The following is a 20,242-nucleotide window of genomic DNA, read 5'->3' on the forward strand; positions in this document are numbered from 1 at the left end:
AAAGGCCCTCCGTGGAGAGCCTTGACTTGAGTTTGCCTTTTTATTTAGATCGTTTTGCTGCGCTTTGGTCGCGTACCGTGCGGAATTCGGAGTCGCTCGACCAGTTCGGCCAGTCCTTCGATTCGGCCAGGTCGCGGCCAAGGCCGTACAGGACACCCAGGTCGCGCGCCATGCCGGTGAAGGGCCACTTGGCATCCCACTCGTCCGAAGGCTGGTGGTAGTTGTTGTTGGTGTAAGCTTCCTGCGCTGCCTTGCCGGCAGCGACGCCGCCTTGTTCCCAATCCTCGCCGGAATCGAGCGAGAACGCAGGCACGCCGCGCTTGGCCATCGGGAAGTGGTCGGAGCGGAAGAAGTAGCCGGCTTCGGTGTGCGGGTCAGGCGTGTAGCTCACGTTGATCGCCTTGAACCTGCTGACCAGCATATCCAGCAAGTCCAGCTTGGCGCTGCCGGAAATCGTGAAGTTGCGCGCCGGGCCGTACGGGCTCAGTGCATCCATATTGATCATGCCGACGGTGGTGGCCAGCGGATAGACCGGATTGGCTGCATAGTACTCGGAGCCGAGCAAGCCTTTTTCTTCAGCCGTCACCGCCAGGAACACCACGCTGCGCTTGGGCGCTGGCGCCTTGCCGTAGGCGCGCCCCAGTTCCAGCAGGGCGGCGATGCCGGTGCCGTTGTCGATGGCGCCGTTGTAGATCTTGTCGCCCTTGGCGTCAGGCAGGCCAACGCCGAGGTGGTCCCAGTGGCCGCTGTAGATCACGGTTTCGTCTGGCGCCGTCGTGCCTTCGCGCATTGCAATCACGTTTTTCGACTTGATCACTTGCGCGTCGACCGCGTAGTGGGCCGACAGGCTAACGCCTTTCAGCTCCACCGGCTTGAACTCGCGCGTTTGCGCCTGCTTCTTGAGCGCGTCGAAATCAAGGCCGGCGCGCTTGAACAGGTCGGCCGCCACGTCGCGCTGGATCCATGCTTCCATCGGCGCGTGCGATTTGCCTGGTTCCTTGCGCACGATGTCGTACATCACGTTGGTATTGGAGTTCTTCACCGTCGCCCAGCCGTAGGAGGCCGGTGCGGTTTCGTGCACGATCAGCGTGCCAATGGCGCCCTGGCGTGCCATCTCCTCGTACTTGTAGGTCCAGCGGCCGTAGTAGGTCATGGCCTTGCCGCCGAAATCGCCTTCGCCGGTTTCGAAGTCCGGATCGTTGATCAGCACCACCGCCAGCTTGCCCTTCAGGTTGACGCCCTTGAAGTCGCTCCACTTGCGCTCAGGCGCGGTCACGCCGTAGCCGACGAAGACCAGCGGCGCCTTGTCGAAGTCGACCCGCTTGGCGCCATTCATCGCGGCGCGCACCGCCAGCTGTTCGCCTTGCGCGAACGGGATGCTGTCCTTGCCGGCGTGCGCGTTCAGTACTACCGGACCCTTGATCTCGAAGCGCCCCAGCGGCACTTCCTGGTACCAGCTGCGCTTGCCTTTCACCAGGTCGCCGCCGGGCTTCAGTCCGGCTGCTTCGAATTGCTTGGCGATGTATTCGACGGTCTTTACTTCGCCGGCGGTGTTGGGGCCGCGGCCTTCGAATTCATCGGATGCCAAAGTTTTAACGTCCTGCGACAAGCGCTGCGGATCGATCTTCGGCACGTCCTGCGCTTGCGCTGCGGCTGCAGCCAGCAGCACGGTGGCCAGCATGGAATGTTTCACTGGTTACCTCCTGGTTGGGGTGAATGGATCTAAAACCCGGCAAGTATCGGTCTTGCAGGGCTGCAGGTCAATTGCCTGGCCCGTATGTAACTTAGTGTTGCTCGCTGGGCTGCGGCGGCCACGCGCAGAGCTGGCTGCGGCATACTGCCGTAAGCATTTTTTTCACCGGAGTCATCACATGAAACGCACAATTCTCGGCGGCCTGATTTTTGGCCTGGCATGTTCGCACGCCTTTGCGGCGGACCTGGGTTCAGGCATCGACGCTGCAGGCATCGACCAGCAGGTTCGCGCGCAGGACGATTTTTTCCGCTATTCACAGGGCAAGTGGCTGAGCGGCGTCGAGATCCCGGCCGATCGTTCGAGCTGGGGAGCGTTCAATGTGGCGCAGGAAAACGTGGAAGGCCAAGTGAAATCCATCATCGAAAGCGCGGAACGCGACAAGTCGCGCAAGGCAGGTTCCGATGCGCAAAAGATCGGCGATTACTACGCCAGCTTCATGGATGAAGCGCGCCGCAACGCCCTGGGCCTGAAGCCGCTGAGGGCGGAGCAGGCGCGCATTGCCGCCCTGTCCGGCAAGCAGGGCATTGCTGCCCTGGTGGCGCACCTGAACCGCATCGACGCTGGCGGCCCGCTCGACATGAGCGTGCGCCAGGATGCCAGGGACTCGACGCGCTATGTGCTTGGCATCCGCCAGGCCGGCCTGGGCTTGCCGAACCGCGACTACTTCTTGTCCGATAAGGATGCGCGCCTGAGCGAGATCCGCACCAGGTACCAGCTGCACGTGGAGAAAATGCTGGCGCTGGCCGGCCATGCGCAAGCGGCGCAGGAAGCGGCGCAGATCGTGGCGCTGGAAACCGGGATCGCCCGTGCCCACTGGACTGCCGTGGACAACCGCGATCCGGTGAAGACCTACAACAAGCTGTCGCTGGCAGAACTGAAAGCGCTGATGCCGGGCTTCGACTGGGACGCCTACCTGAAGGGCGTTGGCGTGGCAGGCAAGATCGATTCCGTGATCGTCAGCCAGCCAAGCTACCTGTCCGCGCTGGACAAGCTGATCGAAGCGACGCCGCTGCCGGTGTGGAAGGCCTACTTCGAGTTCCACATGATCAGCTCTTTCGCGCCGTACCTGTCGCAGCCTTTGGTCGACGAGGACTTCGCCTTCCGCGGCGCGGTGCTGGCTGGCACCAGGGAAAACCGTTCGCTGCAAAAACGCGCGATCGCGGAGGTGAATCGCGCGCTGGGCGAAATGGTGGGCAAGGCGTACGTGAAGGAGTACTTCCCCGCTGAACGCAAGCAGCAGGTGGCCGAGATGGCGCAGAACTTCATCGCCGCTTTCCGTGAAGGTATCGACACGCTCGACTGGATGAGCCCTGAGACCAAACTGCAGGCGCAGGCCAAGTTGGCCAGGATCAACGTCAAGATTGGCTATCCGGACAAATGGCGCGATTACTCCAGCCTGAAAGTGGCGCGCGACGACCTGGCGGGCAACGTGCTGCGCTCGCGCGAATTCGCGCACAACTTCAGCATCGACAAACTGGGCAAGCCGGTGGACCGCTCGGCATGGAGCATGACCCCGCAAACCGTCAACGCCTATTACAGCCCGTCGCTGAACGAAGTGGTCTTCCCGGCGGCGCGCCTGCAGTATCCGCTATACGACGCCAAGGCGGAGCCGGCGGTCAATTACGGAGCAGTCGGCATCTCCATCGGTCACGAAATCAGCCACGCCTTCGACGACAAGGGTTCGCAGTACGACGGCGACGGCAACCTGCGCAACTGGTGGACCAGGGAAGACGGCGAACAGTTCGCCGCGCGCGGCAAGATGCTGGTGGCGCAGTACAACGGCTACAGCCCGGTGCCGGGCTATCGCGTAAACGGCGAGCTGACCTTGGGCGAGAACATTGCCGACAACGCAGGCCTGATCATGGCCACGCGCGCCTACAGGATCTACATGAAAGGCCAGCCTGGCCCGGTGATCGACGGCTATACCGCCGAACAGCGCATCTTCATGGGCATGGCGCAGGCACGCCGCGGCAAGGGCCGCGAAGCGTTCCTGATCCAGCAGGTGAAATCCGACCCGCACTCGCCATCCGAATTCCGCGTGAACGGCAGCCTGAAAAACCACCCGGGCTTCTACGATGCCTTCGGCGTGAAGGAAGGCGACAAGATGTACCTGCCTCCCGAACAGCGCGTGATCTTCTGGTGATTTATTTGCGCCCGGGTGTTGTATTTTGGTTGGAAAGAAAGAAACTGTGAGAATTTGAAAATGTTTATTGCCATACCATAAGCCCTTTTTCCTGAGGGTTTTGTTATGCATCCAATCATTCGGGCTACCGCGCCCCTGCTGATGGCGCTGGCCTTGGCTGCTTGTGGCGGCGGTGGCGGTAGTCCGGGCGCAAGCTCGAGCGGTAACTCAAGCGGTAGCTCCGGCGGAACTGTCACGAACCCGGACGGCAATTGGCTCTCCTTCACGCCAAATCCGGTCCAGGTATCGGGCTACGAAGGAGAGTCGATTCCGTTCAAGATCACTGCGACTTCCAGCCGCACGTTTACCAAACCGTTCAACGTCGCCATCGTCGACACATCGGGCACGATTACTACCGACGTACAGATATCGGCCCTGAACGAGATGACCTATCAAGCTAGCCTGAGCACCTCACCCAAGCTTCCCGCAGGTCTCACCCAGGTCAATCTTGAAGTCCGCTTGTGCGAAGATGCGCCGCTGACCTGCAGCAAGCCGCTGCCTGGATCGCCATGGAAAGTACCGCTGAAAGTCAACGTGAAGTCGACGACGGAGGCGGCTAAGCGTCTTGCACTGTCGGCGCAATCACTGCAGGCAGTAACCTATGCTGGCGAACAGGTTCAACTGAACCTGGATGGCACATTCACGGGCGACCTGCTGGGTACGCAATTCCTGGTTGGCGTGTACGAGAAGGGTGGCTTGAGTAATGTCAGCTATACGCAAAGCGCGCAAGGCTTCAATGCAACGCTGAAATCAGCTGCCACCTTGCAGCCGGGTGAATACAACAGCAATGTGGAAGTTCGCTTGTGCCGCGACGATCCGGCAACCTGCCGCCTGCCGATACCTGGTTCTCCCTGGATAATCCCTCTGAAATTGACGGTCAAGAATGCAAGCAACCTGACCACGCTTTTGCGTGTGCCGGGTGTTGGCGCCTGGTCTAGCTTCCAGGGCAACGCTTCGCACAGCGGATTCATTGACGCAACGTTTGACGCGACTAAGTTCTCGCGGCGTTTCAGCTTACCGGCCAGCGCTGTGACTGAATCCACGAATAGTGTCGCCACCGATAATGGCAAGGTGTTCATGACTCTTGGCAAGAGCTTCGACAGCGAATTTGAACTGCTTGCCATCAGCGAAGCCGACGGAAGTATCTTGTGGCGCAGCAGCCTGGGCAAAGTCAATCGCGCCAACTCGCCGGCTGTCGGCAATGGGTTTGTGTTCGTGGTCACTGTCGATGTGCAGAGCAACCTTTGGGTATTTGACCAGCAGAACGGCAACCTGGTCTCCAAAACCGCATTTGGCTCGAATACGGGTTCCCGCGCACCGACTGTAGCTGGCACCGACGTGTTTTCGATGGATGGTTATGACTATGACCGCAGCATGACAGCATTCTCATCCTCGCTCTTGAGCAAGCGTTGGTCCTCTCCCATGCCAAGCGTGATGCGTTCGAGCCCTACGCCGGCTGTAGACCTTGAAAATGTTTATGTCTTCCTGGACGGGAAACTTCGCGTGCTCGATACCAGTAATGGCAATCTGAAGTGGGCGGTGTCCGGTCCCGACGCCAATACCTTGGGCGGACAGAGTGTTACGTTGTCCGGCAACCTGGCCTTGACCTACGGTTCGGTCATCAGCGCTTATGACCTTACCTTGCGCACAGTCGCCTGGTCGGTGGCGAACAGCAATGTCGTCGATATGGCTGTGGGTAACAGCATGGTGTATTCCGTAGCCGGCATGAGCACTGTGCTGGAAGCACGCTCATTGTCTGACGGCAAGCTGCAGTGGACTTCAGAAAGCCTGGGGCAGGATAACTTCCGGAGCGTAGTCGTAGTACGCAACCTGGCTTTCGTCAGCGGCAGGCTGAGGACGGTAGCGGTTGACCTCGCGACCCATAAAGTAGTGTGGAGCTACCCGCGCGGCGGCAATCTTTCGATCTCCAGCAACGGCGTGCTTTACATTATGGAAGACAACCGCTCTGTATCGGCGATCAACCTGCAGTAATCAAAGATAGCGCGACAGCAGTGCGCCATCCAGCCCTTCTTCGAGCTGGATGCGCACGATGTGGCCGCTGCCGGGCGCGATCGTGATCTCGCTGCCATCGTCCGCCAGCATGCGGGCGATGGTGATATCGCGGTTGCCGCGCGGGTGCATGACTTCAATGCGGTCGCCCACCGCGAAATGGTTCTTCACATCGACGCGGGCCCAGCCGCCGTCGATTCCCAGCACATCCCCCACATACTGGCTGCGGTCGGTCTCCGAGGCACCGCGCATGTAGTTCTGGTGCTCCTGCGTGTGGTGGCGCTGGTAGAAACCATCCGTGTAGCCGCGATTGGCCAGGCCCTGCAGCTGGCCGAGCAGGCTTTCGTCGAACGGGCGTCCGGCCACCGCGTCGTCAATGGCCTGGCGATATACCTGCGCCGTGCGCGCTGCGTAATAGGCCGACTTGGTGCGGCCTTCCACCTTGAGCGAGGTGACGCCGATCTTCACCAGGCGCTCGACGTGCTCCACCGCGCGCAGGTCTTTCGAGTTCATGATGTAGGTGCCGTGTTCATCTTCGAAGATCGGCATCAGTTGGCCCGGGCGCCCGGCTTCTTCCAGCAGGTAGGTCTGGTTGGCCAGCGGGTGGCGCGGCTGCTGGTGCAGCACCGAGATGTCGCCGATCGCGTCCTGGCAGCCTTCGCCCACCTTGTAGTCCCAGCGGCAGGCATTGGTGCAGGTGCCCTGGTTGGCATCGCGGTGGTTGAAGTAGCCTGACAGCAGGCAGCGGCCGGAGTAGGCCATGCACAGCGCGCCATGCACGAAGACTTCCAGTTCCATGTCGGGACAGCGCTGGCGGATCTCCTCGATCTCGTCGAGCGACAGCTCGCGCGACAGGATCACGCGCGTCAGCCCCATGCGTTGCCAGAACTTGACGTCGGCCCAGTTGACGGCATTGGCCTGCACCGACAGGTGGACCGTCATGTCCGGCCATTCTTCGCGCACCATCATGATCAGGCCAGGGTCGGCCATGATCAATGCGTCGGGTTTCATGGCGATGACGGGCGCCATATCGCGCAGGTAGGTCTTGAGCTTGGCGTTGTGGGCGAAGATATTGCTGGCGACGAAGAACTGCTTGCCGCGCGCATGGGCGCCGTCGATGCCTTCCTGCAGCGCCTGCAGGGTGGAGAAGTCGTTGTTCCGCACGCGCAGGCTGTAGCGCGGCTGGCCCGCATACACGGCGTCGGCGCCGTAGTCGAATGCGGCATTCATTTTCGCCAGGGAGCCGGCGGGCAGGAGGAGTTCGGGGGCGGTCAGCATGGCAGGCAAAATCCGCCAGCGTAGCCAAGCCGCCGCTGTCCGGCCATGATCTGGATCAAGTCTCGCGTATGATGTCGGCCATGATGATCGACTGGTTCTCGCCGGCGCAGTGCGTCGGCTACGTAGCGTTCGTGCTGGGCGTGGGTTGTTTCCTGCAGTCCGACGACCGGCGCTTCAAGCTGTTCATGGCGGGCGAATGCCTGGCCTACATCGTGCATTTTGCCTTGCTGGGCAATCCCACGGCGGTGGCCAGCACCTCGGTTTCCCTGTTGCGCTCCTTGCTGGCGCTGCGTACCCGCTCGCTGTGGGTGGTGGCGCTGGTGATTGCGCTGAACGTTGGCCTTGGCCTCGCCTTTGCGCGGCAGCCGGGCGATTGGCTGCCGCTGGCCGCATCTTGCCTGGGGACGCTGGCCCTGTTCCTGTTGCAGGGCATTCCAATGCGGCTGGTGATGCTGTGCGGGACCTGCCTCTGGATCGTCAATAACATCAGCGCCGGCTCCATCGGCGGCACGGCGCTGGAAGTGATCGTCGCCGGCGTGAATATCGCGACGATCCTGCGCTTACGCCGCGTGCAGCTCGCCGTATAGGGCGAGGAACTCCTGGCTCAGCTTGTGGCTGCGATCGAGGTGGATCATCGGAAGGTTGCGCTCGTGCGATTCGCGGATGCGGATCGAGCTTGAGAGCTTGTTTTCAAACACCGGCAAGCCTTCTTCCTTGAGCTGGTCCACCATGCGCTGCGGCAGCAGGGCGCGCGGCTGGAACTGGTTGACCACGATGCCTTCGATCTGCAGCGCGGGATTGTGGTCGGCCTTGATCTCTTTGACGTTGTTGACCAAGGTGTAGAGGGCCTGGCGCGAGAAGTCGTCGCAGTCGAACGGGATCAGGCAGCTGTCGGCCGCGATCAGGGCCGACTGGGTGAAGAAGTTGTAGGCCGGGGGCGTGTCGACGTAGATCTCGTCGTATTCCTTTTCCAGCTCGTTGAGCGTGTCGCGCAGCTTGTAGATCTTGTGGCGCGATTCCAGCTTCGATTGCAGGTCGCCCAGTTCGGGATGGGCCAGCATGATGGACAGGTTGGCGAACGGCGTGGCATGCACGTATTCGCCGGCCGGCCTGGCGAACATGCTGAAACTGAGCATTTGCTCGAAGTAGGCGCCGAGGGTAGGCGCCAGGCCTTGGGTTGCCGCGCCGAGCAGGTAGCGGCTGCTGTTGCATTGCGGGTCGATATCGATCAACAGTGTGCGTTTGCCATGGTGCGCCGCGATGGCCGCCAGGTTTACCGCAATGGTCGATTTACCGACGCCGCCCTTCTGGTTGAAGATTACGCGTTTCATTTGCTGGCCCCCGCTGTGGCTAAGATTGCAACGATTCTAGCATGATGCGGCGCAGCAAAAGCAAGCGTTTATGCGTGTTTATGCCTTCATGCAGGCATTTGAATCCATGAGGCCGCGCAGGTAGCCACGGCGGACCTTGCCTGCCAGGATCGCGCTTTGCGCTTTCCTCGATTGGCGCTCGGCGCCGCTCAGCTTGCGCAGCCAGCCGCGGAAGGGAATCGCGCCTTCCACCGTGCGCGCCAGGGCGCCGGTGGCCGCGTCACCGATGGCTTCCTTGGAGGCGTCCAAATGGCTCTGCTTTTCTTCGGGAACGTCGAAGTCCGGGCCCAGCTCTTCATCGAGGTCTGCAACTTGCGCCAGCAGGGCCGGGCAGCTCTTGTCGGAAGGCGCCTTGTACGGGTTGCCCATGGCGTCGCGCAGGACGTCCGGGATTTCGACCTTGGCGATATTCAGGTCGCGCAGAGGGGTGGTCGAAATTTCCTGGATGCGGTTTTGATCCTTGGTAGCGCACGCGCTCAGGGCCAGCGCGGCAATGGCCAGTAACACTCGTTGCATAGCTTTTGCGGTTAAAAAAAATGCAAGTATAACTAAGTCGGCGCGATTCGTTCCACAATTGTTTTGCGGTAGCGGCGGCTCATGCGCAGGTGCTGGCCGCCTGCCAGCACGACTGCATACTCGCCGTCTTCGCGCATTTCGAGCGAGCGCACGCTTTCCAGATTGACGATGGCGGAGCGGTGGATGCGCTGGAAACCGTAGGGCGCCAACTCCCCCTCGAGCTCGGACAGGCTGCGGCGCAGCATATGCGCCCGGCCGGCGGCGTGCACGGTGGCGTAGTAGTCGCTGGCCTCGATCCAGTCGATGTCGACAAATTTCACCACGTCCAGGGTATTGCCGTTCCTGATGATGAAGCGGCGCGTTTCTCCCGGCACGCGCAGGCGCTCTTTCACGCGTTGCAGCACGTGCTCGAAGCGCTGGTCGTCGAAGGGCTTGAGCAGGTAGTCGAGCGCGCCGACTTCGAAGGCGCGCAGCGCAAACTGGTGGTGGGCGGTGACGAAGACGATGGCAAACGGCGGTGCTGTGCCCAGGCGTTCGAGCAGCCCGAAGCCGTCGCATTCCGGCATTTCCACGTCGAGGAAGACCAGGTCGGGCCGGGCCGCCGGCAGCGCCGCCAGCGCTTCTTCCGCCGAGCCGCACTGTCCGACCACCGTGATTGCTGGATCGCGCGCCAGCAGCAGGGCGACATTGCTGCGGGCCAGGGGTTCGTCGTCGATGATCATTGCGCGCAGCATCAATGCTCCCGGTAGGGCAGGGTGAGCGTGGCCTGCACGCCATGCTCCATGTCATGCAGCGCCAGCGACTGCCGCTCGCCGTACAGCGCTTGCAGGCGCTGGCGGGTGTTGGACAGGCCGACGCCTTCACGCAGTTGCGCCGCCAGTGCCGGACCTTCGTTGGCAACGGACAGCACCAGCATTTCGCCCTCCCTGGCTGCCGTCACGCGTAGCGTCCCGCCCTTGGCGCGCTTGGCGATGCCGTGCTTGATGGCGTTTTCCACCAGCGGCTGCAAGACAAGGTCCGGCACCTGTGCGGCCGCGATTTCGGCCGGTATGTCGAGCTGCCAGCGCAGGCGCTCGCCGAAGCGCACCTGCTGGACTTCCAGGTATTTGCGCTGGAAATCAGCTTCGCTTGCCAGCGGCACGAGCTGGCGTTCGGAGCGGTCCGTCACCCGGCGCAACAGGTCGCCGAGGGCGGCAATGGTGGCGATCGCTTCGCTGTCCTTCTTCTCGCGAATCAGGCCGCTGACGGCGTTCAGGGCATTGAAAATGAAATGCGGCTCGAGTTGCAGCCGCAGTGCCGCCAGTTGCGCCTGCGCCAGCAGTTCGCGCTGCTGCGACAGGCGCTTGCGGGTGGCGAAGGTGACGCTGAGCGCGGCAATCGCGCCGTACAGGATCACGTCGCCCACCAGGTTGCCGATGAACTTCGATTTCCACAGCGGCAGGAAAGGATCGGGGCCCTTGGGATAGGCGAAAGGATTGAAGGCATGTTCCAGCATGGCCGCCCAACAGGTCCAGGCGGCACCGATCGCCAGGCAGGCGCAGGCATGCACGGCCCAATTGCCCGCAGCGCGGGACGGCAGGGGAAAGCGCCGCAGCAATGCAAGCGCTACCGGCGTCGCGGCTGCCCACGCGCCCCACGACGCGACGATCACGAAGAACAGCGTCCACCAGTCATGCTGCATGCCCATGGCGTGCATGGAGACCACGGTCTGGGTGGCATCGAACAAAGCCAGTGCCAGCCAGGCGAGGAAGGGGGCGATTGCGGTCATGGCCGCAATGATAGGGGAATTCAGGGCGCCGGGCGATGGCTTTGCAGCGAAACCACGGCGCGCTGCAGCGAACTGCATCGCGCCGGGCAATGGGGCGATGGGAGACTACAAGCCTTGACAATCCAACGAGGCGAGACCATGAAAAGACGAGAGCTGTTCCGCATTTCCACCGCAATGGGCCTGGGCGCCGCGCTGCCCGCGCTGGCCGGGACCAAGGTGCCCCAAGCTGGTGCGCCGGCACCCGCGGCGCCACTGAAACCGCCGCCGGAAGGCAGCATTCCAGTGGCCTTCCTGCTGTCCGATAACGCCGTGGTCATCGATTTTGGCGGACCATGGGAGGTGTTCGCCAACGCCAGCGTGCAGGGAAGGTCGGGTGAAGCGGCGTTCCAGCTGTATACGGTTGGCGCGACGGCGGCGCCGGTCACGGCATACGGCGGCATGAAGATCGTGCCGAACTACACCATCGCCAACGCGCCCCCGCCGAAGGTAATTGTGGTCCCGGCGCAAACCGTGGGCGATCCTGCCGTGCTGGAGTGGCTGCGCCAGACCTCGCGCACGGCAGACTTGACAATGTCGGTCTGCACCGGTGCGTTCATCCTGGCCCATGCCGGCCTGTTGGACGGAAAGTCGGCAGTCACCCACCACGGCGCCTTCAAGGAATTCGCCATGAAGTTCCCGCGCGTTCGCCTCAAGCGCGGTGCGCGTTTTGTCGAAGAGGGCAATATCGCCACTGCCGGCGGGCTGTCCTCCGGCATCGACCTCGCCCTGCGCGTGGTGGAGCGCTATTTCGGCCGCGCTGTGGCAAGCAGCACGGCCTATACCATGGAGTACCAGGGCCAGGGCTGGCTGGACCCGAACTCCAACAGCATTTACGCCATAACGCGCCGCTCAACCGAGCAGCATCCGCTGTGCCCTGTTTGCGAAATGGACGTCGACAAGTCGGCCTCCTTGTCCACCACTTACCGCAAGCGCAACTATTACTTCTGCATGGAGGAGCACAAGAAATTGTTTGATGCGAACCCGGCGGGCTTTATTGCGTCGCTTCCCTGAGCAGCCAGTCGCGGAAGGCCGACGTCGGGGGCAGGCCCGCGCAATCGGCACGGTGCATCATGTAACTGTTGTTGGACGAATGAGGGTATATCATGCACTTAGTTTCAACGATTGGACTATGCATGCTTATAGCGACTCACAGCGGCAAGTTCCACGCAGACGACGCGTGGGCTGTCGCTGTATTAAATGTTTTATATCCCGGCGCCGACATCATCCGCACGCGCGACCAGGCCATCATCGATACGGCTGACTTTGCAGTCGACGTGGGCGGTGTGTGGGATCCGGCCGCGGGCCGCTTCGACCATCATCAAAAAGGCTTCGATGTGGCGCGGCAGAGTGGCGTGCCTTATGCCAGCGCCGGCCTGGTATGGCGCGAGCATGGCGCGCGCTGCGTGGCTGCGCTGGCCCTTGCCCATACCGGGCAGCAGCTGGCGGAAGCGCAGGCACGCGAAATTGCTTATGCCATCGATGCGGACGTGGTGCAGTACCTCGACCTGTCGGATGTGGGCGCCGCGAAGAGCGCGCCGGGCAGCTATGGCTTGTCGGCGGTGATTTCCGGCTACAACAGCAACTGGCTCGACGAGCAAAGGCTCGGCTATGGCGGGCCATCGGATGAATTCCGGCTGTCGCAGTTCCGCCGGGCGATGGACGTGCTGACTGACGTCATGGTCAATGCCGTCAAGTACCGGGTCGGCGCCTTGCTGGCCGTGGAGCAGGTGCGACAGGCAGAAGTGCTGGAGGGCGGCAAGGTCCTGTTCCTGAAAAATGGCGCGCTGCCGTGGAGCCAGGTGGTGCGCAAGGAGATGCCCAAGGTGCTGTTCGTGATCAGCTACAGCATCGCCGAGCAGCGCCACCTGCTGCATACGGTTCCGCTCAGTACCGAAAATTTCGATGCGCGGGCAGACTTGCCGGAGTCCTGGGCGGGCTTGCGCGATGCCGAACTGGCGGCAGTCACCGGCGTGCCGGACGCCGGTTTTTGCCACAACGGCAGGTTTATCGCCTCCGCCAGGTCGTACGAGGGAATCCGCGCCATGGCATCCCTCGCCCTGCAAGCCCTGAACCCCGCCTAGTTGTTGCAGCCCATGCTATGGAGGCGGTCATAGGCGGCCTTGGCTTGCACCAGGCCATAACCGTAGTACGGGTCGCGGCCGGCCGCGCCCAGGTCAAGCGCGGTCTTGTCCAGCGTGCTGCGGATCTGGGCCGCGCTGCATTTCGGGAAGTAGCTCCACACCAGCGCTGCCACTGCCGACACGTGCGGGGTTGCCATTGAGGTGCCGTTGAAGAGCGCGTAACTGCTTGCGTTCACTTGCAGCACCGCCGGCTGGCCCAGTTGCTGCAGCAGGCTGGCGCCCACCGTATCCGATACGCCGACCGAAGGAATGCTGGTGGCCGATCCACCCAGCGTGCCATTCAGCTCGCCCGCCACGTTGTTGTACACGACCGCGCCAATGCCGCCGCTGGCCTGGCAGTTGGTGACCTTGGCCGCGAACGAGACCGAGCCGCGCTGGATCAGGCAGATCTTGCCGGCCATGGCGCCATCGACCGCCGTGCCGAGCCCGAAGTTGGCCAGCATGCCCGAGGCGGTGCCGGGCGGCGTGCCATCCATCGGAATCGGCGTGTAGACGACATCGCTCACCTGCAGGGTGGCGCTGCGGCCGCTGCCCATCGGCACCGTCGACAGCACGCTGACGCCCGGCGCCGACAGTTCAACCTTTGGCGTGAACTGGGAGAAGCTGGCGACCTGCCGGTTTTCGTCCAGGGCGCCGATCGACATCACGCTGCTGTAGCCGGCTGGGTAGGACTGGGTATTGTTGCCGTCATTGCCGGCGGCGGCAATCGATAGCACGCCGCGCTTGGCCAGCCCGGCGAAGGCGAGTTCTTCGGCGATGCTCGGGTCGCCGCCGCCAAGCGACATGCTGATCACATTGGCGCCGGCCGCGCCGCACTTGTTGGCGGCGCCGATCAGGGTCGAGGTATAAGTCCATTCGTCGGCACTGAACACCTTGACGATGTGGATGTTCAGCTGGCGGCCTGGATTCACGCCGACCACGCCGACGCCGGCATTGTTGATGGCGGCGATGGTGCCGGCGACGTGGGTACCGTGATGCAGTTCGTCGGTGCTCCAGTTACCGGTGCCGGGATTGCTGTTGCCGGTGAGGCGGTTGCCGTTCAGGTCTTCATGTGCCCGGTCGATGCCGGAGTCGATGATGCATACGGTGCGGTTGCTGGCATAGGTGTCGGGCAACTGGTCGGCCTGGACCATGCTGATGCCATACGGGACCTGCTGGCCCAGCAAATAGGGGCTGCCGGTGGACGGCGTGCTGACGGCGAAGGGATAGCGTTTCCTGTCCTCTTCCACGAATTCGATCTGTGCGTTCTTGCGCAGCGTGGCCACTTCGCTGCCGGGAACCTCGGCTGCCGTGGCGTTAATCTCCGCCAGGTCCTGTACCACCTTGCCTCGCGCTGCCGCGATCGCTGCTTTGGCGCCTGACGCGCCGCCGGCCTTGAAGCCGATGATGACGCGCACGTCGCCGGTCGCGGCGCCGGCAATGGAGAACTGGGCACTGACGGCCGCCGCCAGCACGGTCATGGCGAACCTGGCGCGGGAATTTCTGCTCTGTTTTTTGAACATGATGAGTCCTGGGATCGAGTGTTGAATGAGTGGCCTTGGACAACAGAAAAAGACAGCCGCTGGTGGCGGCTATCGAAAGTGATGCTAGGTTGCTTCAATCGCAAGGTCAACCGGAATACTGGCTTTCTTCGCAAAACTGACCTGGAAACCACACAAATTCCATGCAGAAACAGGCAAAAAAAAACGCCACCCGAAGGTGGCGTTCAGCCTCAGGAGGAAGCTTAGAACTGGTTCATGGTGTTGTCTTTGCCGGCCGCTTTCAGGGCAGCCTCGCCGCTGAAGTATTCCTTGTGGTCGTCGCCGATGTCGGAACCGGACATGTTCTGGTGCTTGACGCAGGCGATGCCCTGGCGGATTTCCTTGCGCTGCACGCCGGCCACATAGCCCAGCATGCCCTGGTCGCCGAAGTATTCCTTGGCCAGGTTGTCGGTCGACAGGGCCGCGGTGTGGTAGGTCGGCAGTGTGATCAGGTGGTGGAAGATACCGGCTTCGCGGGCTGCATCAGCCTGGAAGGTGCGGATCTTCTCGTCGGCTTCGATCGCCAGCGGGGTGCCATCGTATTCAACGCTCATCAGGGCGGCGCGGTCGTAGGCCGACACGTCCTTGCCTTCCGCTTTCATGCGGTCGTAGGCTTGCTGGCGGAAGTTCAGGGTCCAGTTGAACGATGGGCTGTTGTTGTACACCAGCTTGGCGTTCGGGATTACCTTGCGGATTTCGCTGACCATGCCGCCGATCTGGGCAATATGCGGTTTCTCGGTTTCGATCCACAGCAGGTCGGCGCCGTTCTGCAGCGAGGTGATGCAGTCGAGCACGCAACGCGCTTCGCCGGTGCCGGAGCGGAACTGGAACAGGTTGGAAGGCAGGCGCTTTGGACGCAGCAGCTTGCCGTCGCGCTTGATGATCACGTCGCCGTTGCCCAGGGCGTCGGCCGACACTTCGTCGCAATCCAGGAAGGAGTTGTATTGGTCGCCCAGGTCACCCGGTTCCTTGGTGACGGCGATCTGCTTGGTCAGGCCGGCGCCCAGCGAGTCGGTACGGGCCACGATGATGCCGTCGTCCACGCCCAGTTCCAGGAAGGCGTAGCGTACCGCGCGGATCTTGGCCAGGAAGTCTTCATGCGGCACGGTGACTTTGCCGTCCTGGTGGCCGCACTGCTTCTCGTCGGATACCTGGTTTTCGATCTGGATGCAGCAGGCACCGGCTTCGATGAACTGCTTGGCCAGCAGATAGGTCGCTTCGGCGTTACCGAAACCGGCGTCGATGTCGGCGATGATTGGCACCACGTGGGTCACGTGGTTGTCGATCTTGTCCTGGATGGCTTTCTTGGCGTCGCCGGTGGCGGCGTCCAGTTGGCGGAACAGGCCGCCCAGTTCACGCGCGTCAGCCTGGCGCAGGAAGGTGTACAGCTCCTTGATCAGGGCCGACACGGCGGTCTTTTCGTGCATCGACTGGTCAGGCAGCGGGCCGAACTCGGAGCGCAGCGCGGCGACCATCCAGCCCGACAGGTAGAGGTAGCGGCGGTCGGTGCTGTTGAAGTGCTTCTTAATCGAGATCATTTTTTGCTGGCCGATGAAACCGTGCCAGCAGCCCAGGGACTGGGTGTACTGGGACGGGTCGGCATCGTAGCGGGCCATGTCGGCGCGCATGATCTTGGCGGTGTAGCGGGCAATGTCCAGGCCGGTCTTGAATTTGTTCTGGGCGCGCATGCGGGCGGCCGCTTCAGGGCTGATGGCGTTCCAGGCGCTGCCGTTGCGTTCCTTCAGGGCTGCGATGGCTTGAATGTCGTCTTGGTAGTGGGACATGGTCTATTCCTAGCAAAAAAGCGGATTAAAAAAGGCGAAGCACTTGGAATAATGATAGGCCGTTCTTTTGCGTCGCACCATGTCTTATATAAGACATATAAGCTATATTTTTTCCTTTTTATTCAAATAGTTAATTTTAATTTGTCATGATATGAAATCGCTTTTCGCAAAATGAACTGTTCGGTATGGTGCGCCGCCAAGCAATTTTCTACGATATGAGATCTGGTTTTCGCAATGTGGAATATGCTCACTTGGGCAGCACGGGCATCACGCCATCCTGGTGCTCGCCTTCCTCGACGTTACCGAAATGGACGTTGAGGTCCTTGGCCGGGCGGAAGTTCGCCAGGCGCACTTGGTAGGTGAGCGCGTTGATCTTCTTGAACGTGCCGGGGAAGCACAGGCTGACCAATTCATCCGGCTTGCGCTTGATGATGTTGAGGGTGAAATCCTCGATCCCGTTCTTCCAGGTGTTTCCCGTCTTGAGGATGTAGGACACGTTATGGGTATTGACGTAGCCATTGCTGCGCGCCGCGACCTTGGCACGGGCATTCAGGTAGCCCTGGTCGGTGCAATAGGTCGCCGCGAAGCCGTCGTACATGGCCGTCGCACCGGGGCCGCCTTCGAAAAAGGGGCGGTAGTCGTGGTGAACGCGCACGATCTTATTGGCCGGGAATTTCTGGTGCCAGACGTAATTGACTTCCACCGTCCAGGTCGGGTCCCGGCTCTCCTCATCCAGCAGGCCCAGCTTGATCAACTGCCTGGCTTGCTGCTCGGTGAAGGCAGCGACCTTGCCGGAGGTTTCTGCAAACGCTGGCGTGTAGGCGATCTCTTTGTTGCTGAAACCGAGTTTCTTCAGCTGCGCGGTGACGTCCTCGCCTTCGGGCGAGCGGGCCACCAGCCTGCTCTGGAAGGTAACAGGTTTGCCGTCAACGCGGATGGAAAATCCGTCCGGCTGGCCATAATACGTGTCACTGCCCTGCATTGCGGCAGGGTAGGGCGGCAGGGGAAACACAATGGTTTCCTCGACATCGTTAGCCGACTCATTCAGGAATTCGTAGTCGACGCTGATCAGGTCATGGCTGATGTTCAGCACTTCCTTTTTCATCGCAATGGCGTCGGTTTTGCCGAACACAATGCCGCCAACGCTGACCGAGGCAATGCCGTCGTTGGCCAGGACCGTCGCTGGAATCGTGCATGCCGCAAAGGCGAACTGGAAGATTCTTTTCATGGATTAATTACCTATTGGAAACTCAGAGAAGTGCGGCATATTATATTGATAACGCGCGGTGGGGCGTACGCAACACCGGCCAACCGCTTCGATTGCCGTACGGCATTTGTGTTACATCTCTGTGGTAATCTGTTTGCACTTGCCGCGCTCGCGGCCTTCGGTCCCCGACCGTATCGTTTCCCCTTCCTCGCCCCCGAAGGTCCGTTTTTCACATAGATCAAGGGAAATCATGATTTCTCTCTTTGCCAGGACACGCACAATACTGGCCCGGCTTGGCCTGCCCGCCGCAGTTTTTGTGGGCGGGGTGCTGGCGTCAGCTTACCTGTATGTCGCAACCGTCCAGCATAGCCAGGAGGAGCAGCTCGCTGACTTGCAGGAAAGCGCCAGGTATTACGAGGCACTGTTGCGACATCGACTGGGGCAGTACATGGACGCTAGCCGTTCGATGGGTGCGTTCTTCAGTGCATCGGGCCGCGTCGACCCGGAAGAGTTTGAGAAGTACATGGCAGCCAGCCGCTTGTTCGAACGGCTGGAAGGCAGCAGTTCCTTCGGTTACCTGCCGCGGGTGGAGGCTTCCCAGCTTCAGCGCTTCGAGGCCGAGACGGCGCAGACGTTTGCCGGCTTCCGCGTTTCCAGTCCGCGCTACGGTGCCGATGCTTTTTATCCCCTGCTGTATGGCCAACATGCGACGGATGCAAATCGCGCAGACCGCTTGCGCGGCTTTGACTTCTCGTCGGTCCCGGACCGTTGGCAAGCGATGCGCGAAGCGGATATGCGCGATGCACCGGTGGCCAGCAGCCGCCATTCGGCTCTGCAGCATGCCGGAAGGGCCCAGGTTGTCATGCTGTTTACGCCTGTCCGGGGCGCGCGCGCCGGAACGAGCGCGAAGCCTGGCGCCGACCTGAAGGGATTCGTCTTTTCATCCATGTACGTCGATCGCCTGTTCCAGGGTTTCGACCATGGACGCCTTGCCCAGCTCTTCGACCTCGAGGTGTTTGAAGACCGCGTGGCCGAGAGCACGGTGTTGTTCGACGCCGACCAGGTGCCGCACGTGCTGCAGCCTGAATCGGCCCACGTGCTGGCACACCGGGTGGAATTGCAGTTTGCAAACCGCAATTGGTTGATCTTTTTCTATGCCAAAAAGGCTGTGCTCAACCCGAAAGCGACGCAGGCGGGGGCGCAAATGTTTGCCATCGGCCTGCTGCTCTCCCTGGTCGCCAGCTATGTCGCGGCTGCGTGGCCGCGTTACCTGGTGCGCAAGCGCGCGAGGCGCGACTTCAGCGAACGCTTCGCCGGCTTTTTCGAAGGCCATCCTTTCGCCGTGTATGCGCTGGACACCGAACGGCGCATCATCCACGCGAACCAGCAGCTGGCGCGAGAACTCGGCGTGAGCCGCGAAGCCCTGGTCGGGGCCTCTGTGGACAGCTTCATCGTGGACGAAAGCCGCGCAGTCGCGGCAAGGCGTTTCGAGGAAGTCCTTGCCGGCAACGCCGTGGCCTATACCAGCCGGGTCGTTGCGCCCGATGGCCGCAGCTCGGACATGTCGATCGTGCTGATACCGATGAGTGCAGGCGGCACCTTGACCCATGTACTGGGCTTTGCAGAAAACATCACTGAGCGCAAACAGGCGGAACTGGCCCTGCACGAGTCGCGCCAGATGCTGCGCCACATCATCGACAATATTCCACAGAGCGTATTCTGGAAGGACCTCGACAGCGTCTTCCTTGGCGGGAACCGGTCCTTGCTCGAGGATGCCGGCCTGGACAACGTGGACGAGCTGGTTGGCAAGACCGATGCCGACTTGCGCTGGAAGGACCAGGCCGAGCACTTCAGGCAGGTGGACCTCGACGTGATGCGCTCCGGCCTGCCACGCCTGAAAATGCAGGCAACCGATCATCGTCGCGACGGCTCGCCGTGCTGGATCGAAACCAGCAAGATCCCGCTCAAGGACGAGCAGGGCAAAGTGGTCGGGGTGCTGGCAGTGACCGAGGACATCACCGCGCGCAAATACATGGAGCAGGAGTTGTTCCGTCGCGCGAATTACGACATCTTGACCGGCCTGCCGAACCGGGGCTTTTTCGATAGCCACCTGGGCGAGGCTGTCAAGCGGGCACAGCGGCAACCAGGGCTGGCGCTGATGTACTTCGACATTGATCGTTTCAAGCACATCAACGACAACTATGGACACGATGTCGGGGACGAGGTGATCCGTATGTTTGCCAGCCGCACGCGTGCGGTGCTGCGCGAGTCGGACTTTATCGCTCGTCTTGGCGGTGACGAATTCGTGCTCGTGATCGAAGGCCTGGCCGAAAGGGAAGATGCCGCCGTGATTGCGGAAAAGCTGGTTCTTGCAATGGTGCCGCCGTTCCTTTTGCCTGGCGCGCAACTGCAGGTGAGTACCAGCATCGGCGTGGCCTATTACGAAGCCGGCATGGCGGCCGAAACCTTGGTCAAGGCCGCCGACCAGGCCATGTACCAGGCCAAGCGCGCCGGCAGGAATTGCTTCCGGCAGGCAGAAGCCCAGCGTGCCTGAGACGCGCCAGGAAGTGGCGCTCAGGGGCGCGCAAGCCGAGGTCGGCAAGTTGCAGCGCAATAGGACGGGGAACGGTAACGCCGCCTTATGGCATTTGGCGCTACATTGACCGGGTCCCGC

At 61.7% G+C, this 20,242-nt stretch carries 15 protein-coding genes; 6 read left to right on the forward strand and 9 right to left on the reverse strand.

Going from position 1 to position 20,242, the window contains the following annotated elements; genetic code table 11:
• Nucleotides 1-40: 40 nt before the first annotated feature.
• Nucleotides 41-1,693, reverse strand: a complete 1,653-nt coding sequence (locus tag ACN9MY_RS05745; protein WP_426336963.1) for a M28 family metallopeptidase — start codon at nt 1,691-1,693, stop codon at nt 41-43.
• 178 nt (nt 1,694-1,871) lie between these two features.
• Here ACN9MY_RS05745 and ACN9MY_RS05750 point away from each other — a divergent pair, with 178 nt between their 5' ends.
• Both ACN9MY_RS05750 and ACN9MY_RS05755 read left to right on the forward strand, forming a co-directional pair.
• Nucleotides 1,872-3,896 carry a M13 family metallopeptidase gene (locus tag ACN9MY_RS05750; protein WP_426321080.1) on the forward strand — a complete coding sequence of 675 codons (2,025 nt, stop codon included), beginning with the start codon at nt 1,872-1,874 and terminating at the stop codon, nt 3,894-3,896.
• Nucleotides 3,897-4,001: 105 nt separating this feature from the next.
• The gene (locus tag ACN9MY_RS05755; RefSeq protein WP_426321082.1) at nt 4,002-5,927 is read left to right on the forward strand and encodes a PQQ-binding-like beta-propeller repeat protein; all 1,926 of its coding nucleotides are present in this window, start codon (nt 4,002-4,004) and stop codon (nt 5,925-5,927) included.
• Here the strand turns inward: ACN9MY_RS05755 and yegQ are convergent, their stop codons facing one another.
• Entirely contained in the window at nt 5,928-7,223 is a 1,296-nt protein-coding gene (yegQ, locus tag ACN9MY_RS05760; protein WP_426321084.1) for a tRNA 5-hydroxyuridine modification protein YegQ, read from the reverse strand.
• Nucleotides 7,224-7,303: 80 nt separating this feature from the next.
• Between yegQ and ACN9MY_RS05765 the strand changes: the two genes are divergently transcribed.
• A complete protein-coding gene (locus tag ACN9MY_RS05765) occupies nt 7,304-7,810 on the forward strand; it encodes a YgjV family protein (RefSeq protein ID WP_426321086.1) in 507 nt (168 codons plus the stop codon).
• Here ACN9MY_RS05765 and ACN9MY_RS05770 read toward each other — a convergent pair.
• The 4 genes from ACN9MY_RS05770 to ACN9MY_RS05785 form a co-directional block, all read right to left on the reverse strand.
• Nucleotides 7,784-8,554, reverse strand: a complete 771-nt coding sequence (locus tag ACN9MY_RS05770) for a ParA family protein (RefSeq protein WP_426321088.1) — start codon at nt 8,552-8,554, stop codon at nt 7,784-7,786. The two genes, ACN9MY_RS05765 and ACN9MY_RS05770, sit on opposite strands and share 27 nt — an antisense overlap.
• Nucleotides 8,555-8,632: 78 nt before the next feature.
• Nucleotides 8,633-9,109, reverse strand: coding sequence for a hypothetical protein (locus ACN9MY_RS05775; protein WP_426321090.1), 477 nt, complete (start codon nt 9,107-9,109; stop codon nt 8,633-8,635).
• Nucleotides 9,110-9,141: 32 nt separating this feature from the next.
• Entirely contained in the window at nt 9,142-9,843 is a 702-nt protein-coding gene (locus ACN9MY_RS05780) for a LytR/AlgR family response regulator transcription factor (protein WP_426321092.1), read from the reverse strand.
• Entirely contained in the window at nt 9,843-10,877 is a 1,035-nt protein-coding gene (locus tag ACN9MY_RS05785; protein WP_426321094.1) for a sensor histidine kinase, read from the reverse strand. The genes ACN9MY_RS05780 and ACN9MY_RS05785 overlap by 1 nt, the downstream gene beginning before the upstream one ends.
• Before the next feature lie 138 nt (nt 10,878-11,015).
• On the opposite strand from ACN9MY_RS05785, the gene ACN9MY_RS05790 reads away from it, so the two are divergent.
• Nucleotides 11,016-11,927: a DJ-1/PfpI family protein gene (locus tag ACN9MY_RS05790; RefSeq protein WP_426321096.1), complete on the forward strand. Its 912-nt coding sequence runs from the start codon at nt 11,016-11,018 to the stop codon at nt 11,925-11,927.
• A 122-nt stretch (nt 11,928-12,049) separates the two neighbouring features.
• Nucleotides 12,050-12,997 (forward strand): MYG1 family protein, encoded by a 948-nt coding sequence (locus ACN9MY_RS05795; protein WP_426321098.1) that lies wholly within the window; start codon nt 12,050-12,052, stop codon nt 12,995-12,997.
• On the opposite strand, the gene ACN9MY_RS05800 is transcribed toward ACN9MY_RS05795, so the two are convergent.
• The 3 genes from ACN9MY_RS05800 to ACN9MY_RS05810 form a co-directional block, all read right to left on the reverse strand.
• On the reverse strand, nt 12,994-14,559 hold the full coding sequence (locus ACN9MY_RS05800; RefSeq protein ID WP_426321100.1) for a S8 family serine peptidase: 1,566 nt from the start codon (nt 14,557-14,559) through the stop codon (nt 12,994-12,996). The genes ACN9MY_RS05795 and ACN9MY_RS05800 overlap by 4 nt on opposite strands.
• A 221-nt stretch (nt 14,560-14,780) precedes the next feature.
• Complete coding sequence (locus ACN9MY_RS05805; RefSeq protein ID WP_426168392.1) at nt 14,781-16,361, reverse strand: isocitrate lyase; 1,581 nt, start codon at nt 16,359-16,361, stop codon at nt 14,781-14,783.
• A gap of 247 nt (nt 16,362-16,608) precedes the next feature.
• Nucleotides 16,609-17,589 (reverse strand): DUF4424 family protein, encoded by a 981-nt coding sequence (locus ACN9MY_RS05810; protein WP_426336964.1) that lies wholly within the window; start codon nt 17,587-17,589, stop codon nt 16,609-16,611.
• A gap of 229 nt (nt 17,590-17,818) precedes the next feature.
• On the opposite strand from ACN9MY_RS05810, the gene ACN9MY_RS05815 reads away from it, so the two are divergent.
• Entirely contained in the window at nt 17,819-20,122 is a 2,304-nt protein-coding gene (locus ACN9MY_RS05815) for a diguanylate cyclase domain-containing protein (protein ID WP_426336965.1), read from the forward strand.
• The last annotated feature ends 120 nt before the right edge of the window (nt 20,123-20,242 follow it).

Origin of the sequence: Pseudoduganella sp. R-31, from assembly GCF_049913235.1 — a bacterium.
GTDB lineage: Bacteria > Pseudomonadota > Gammaproteobacteria > Burkholderiales > Burkholderiaceae_D > Rugamonas.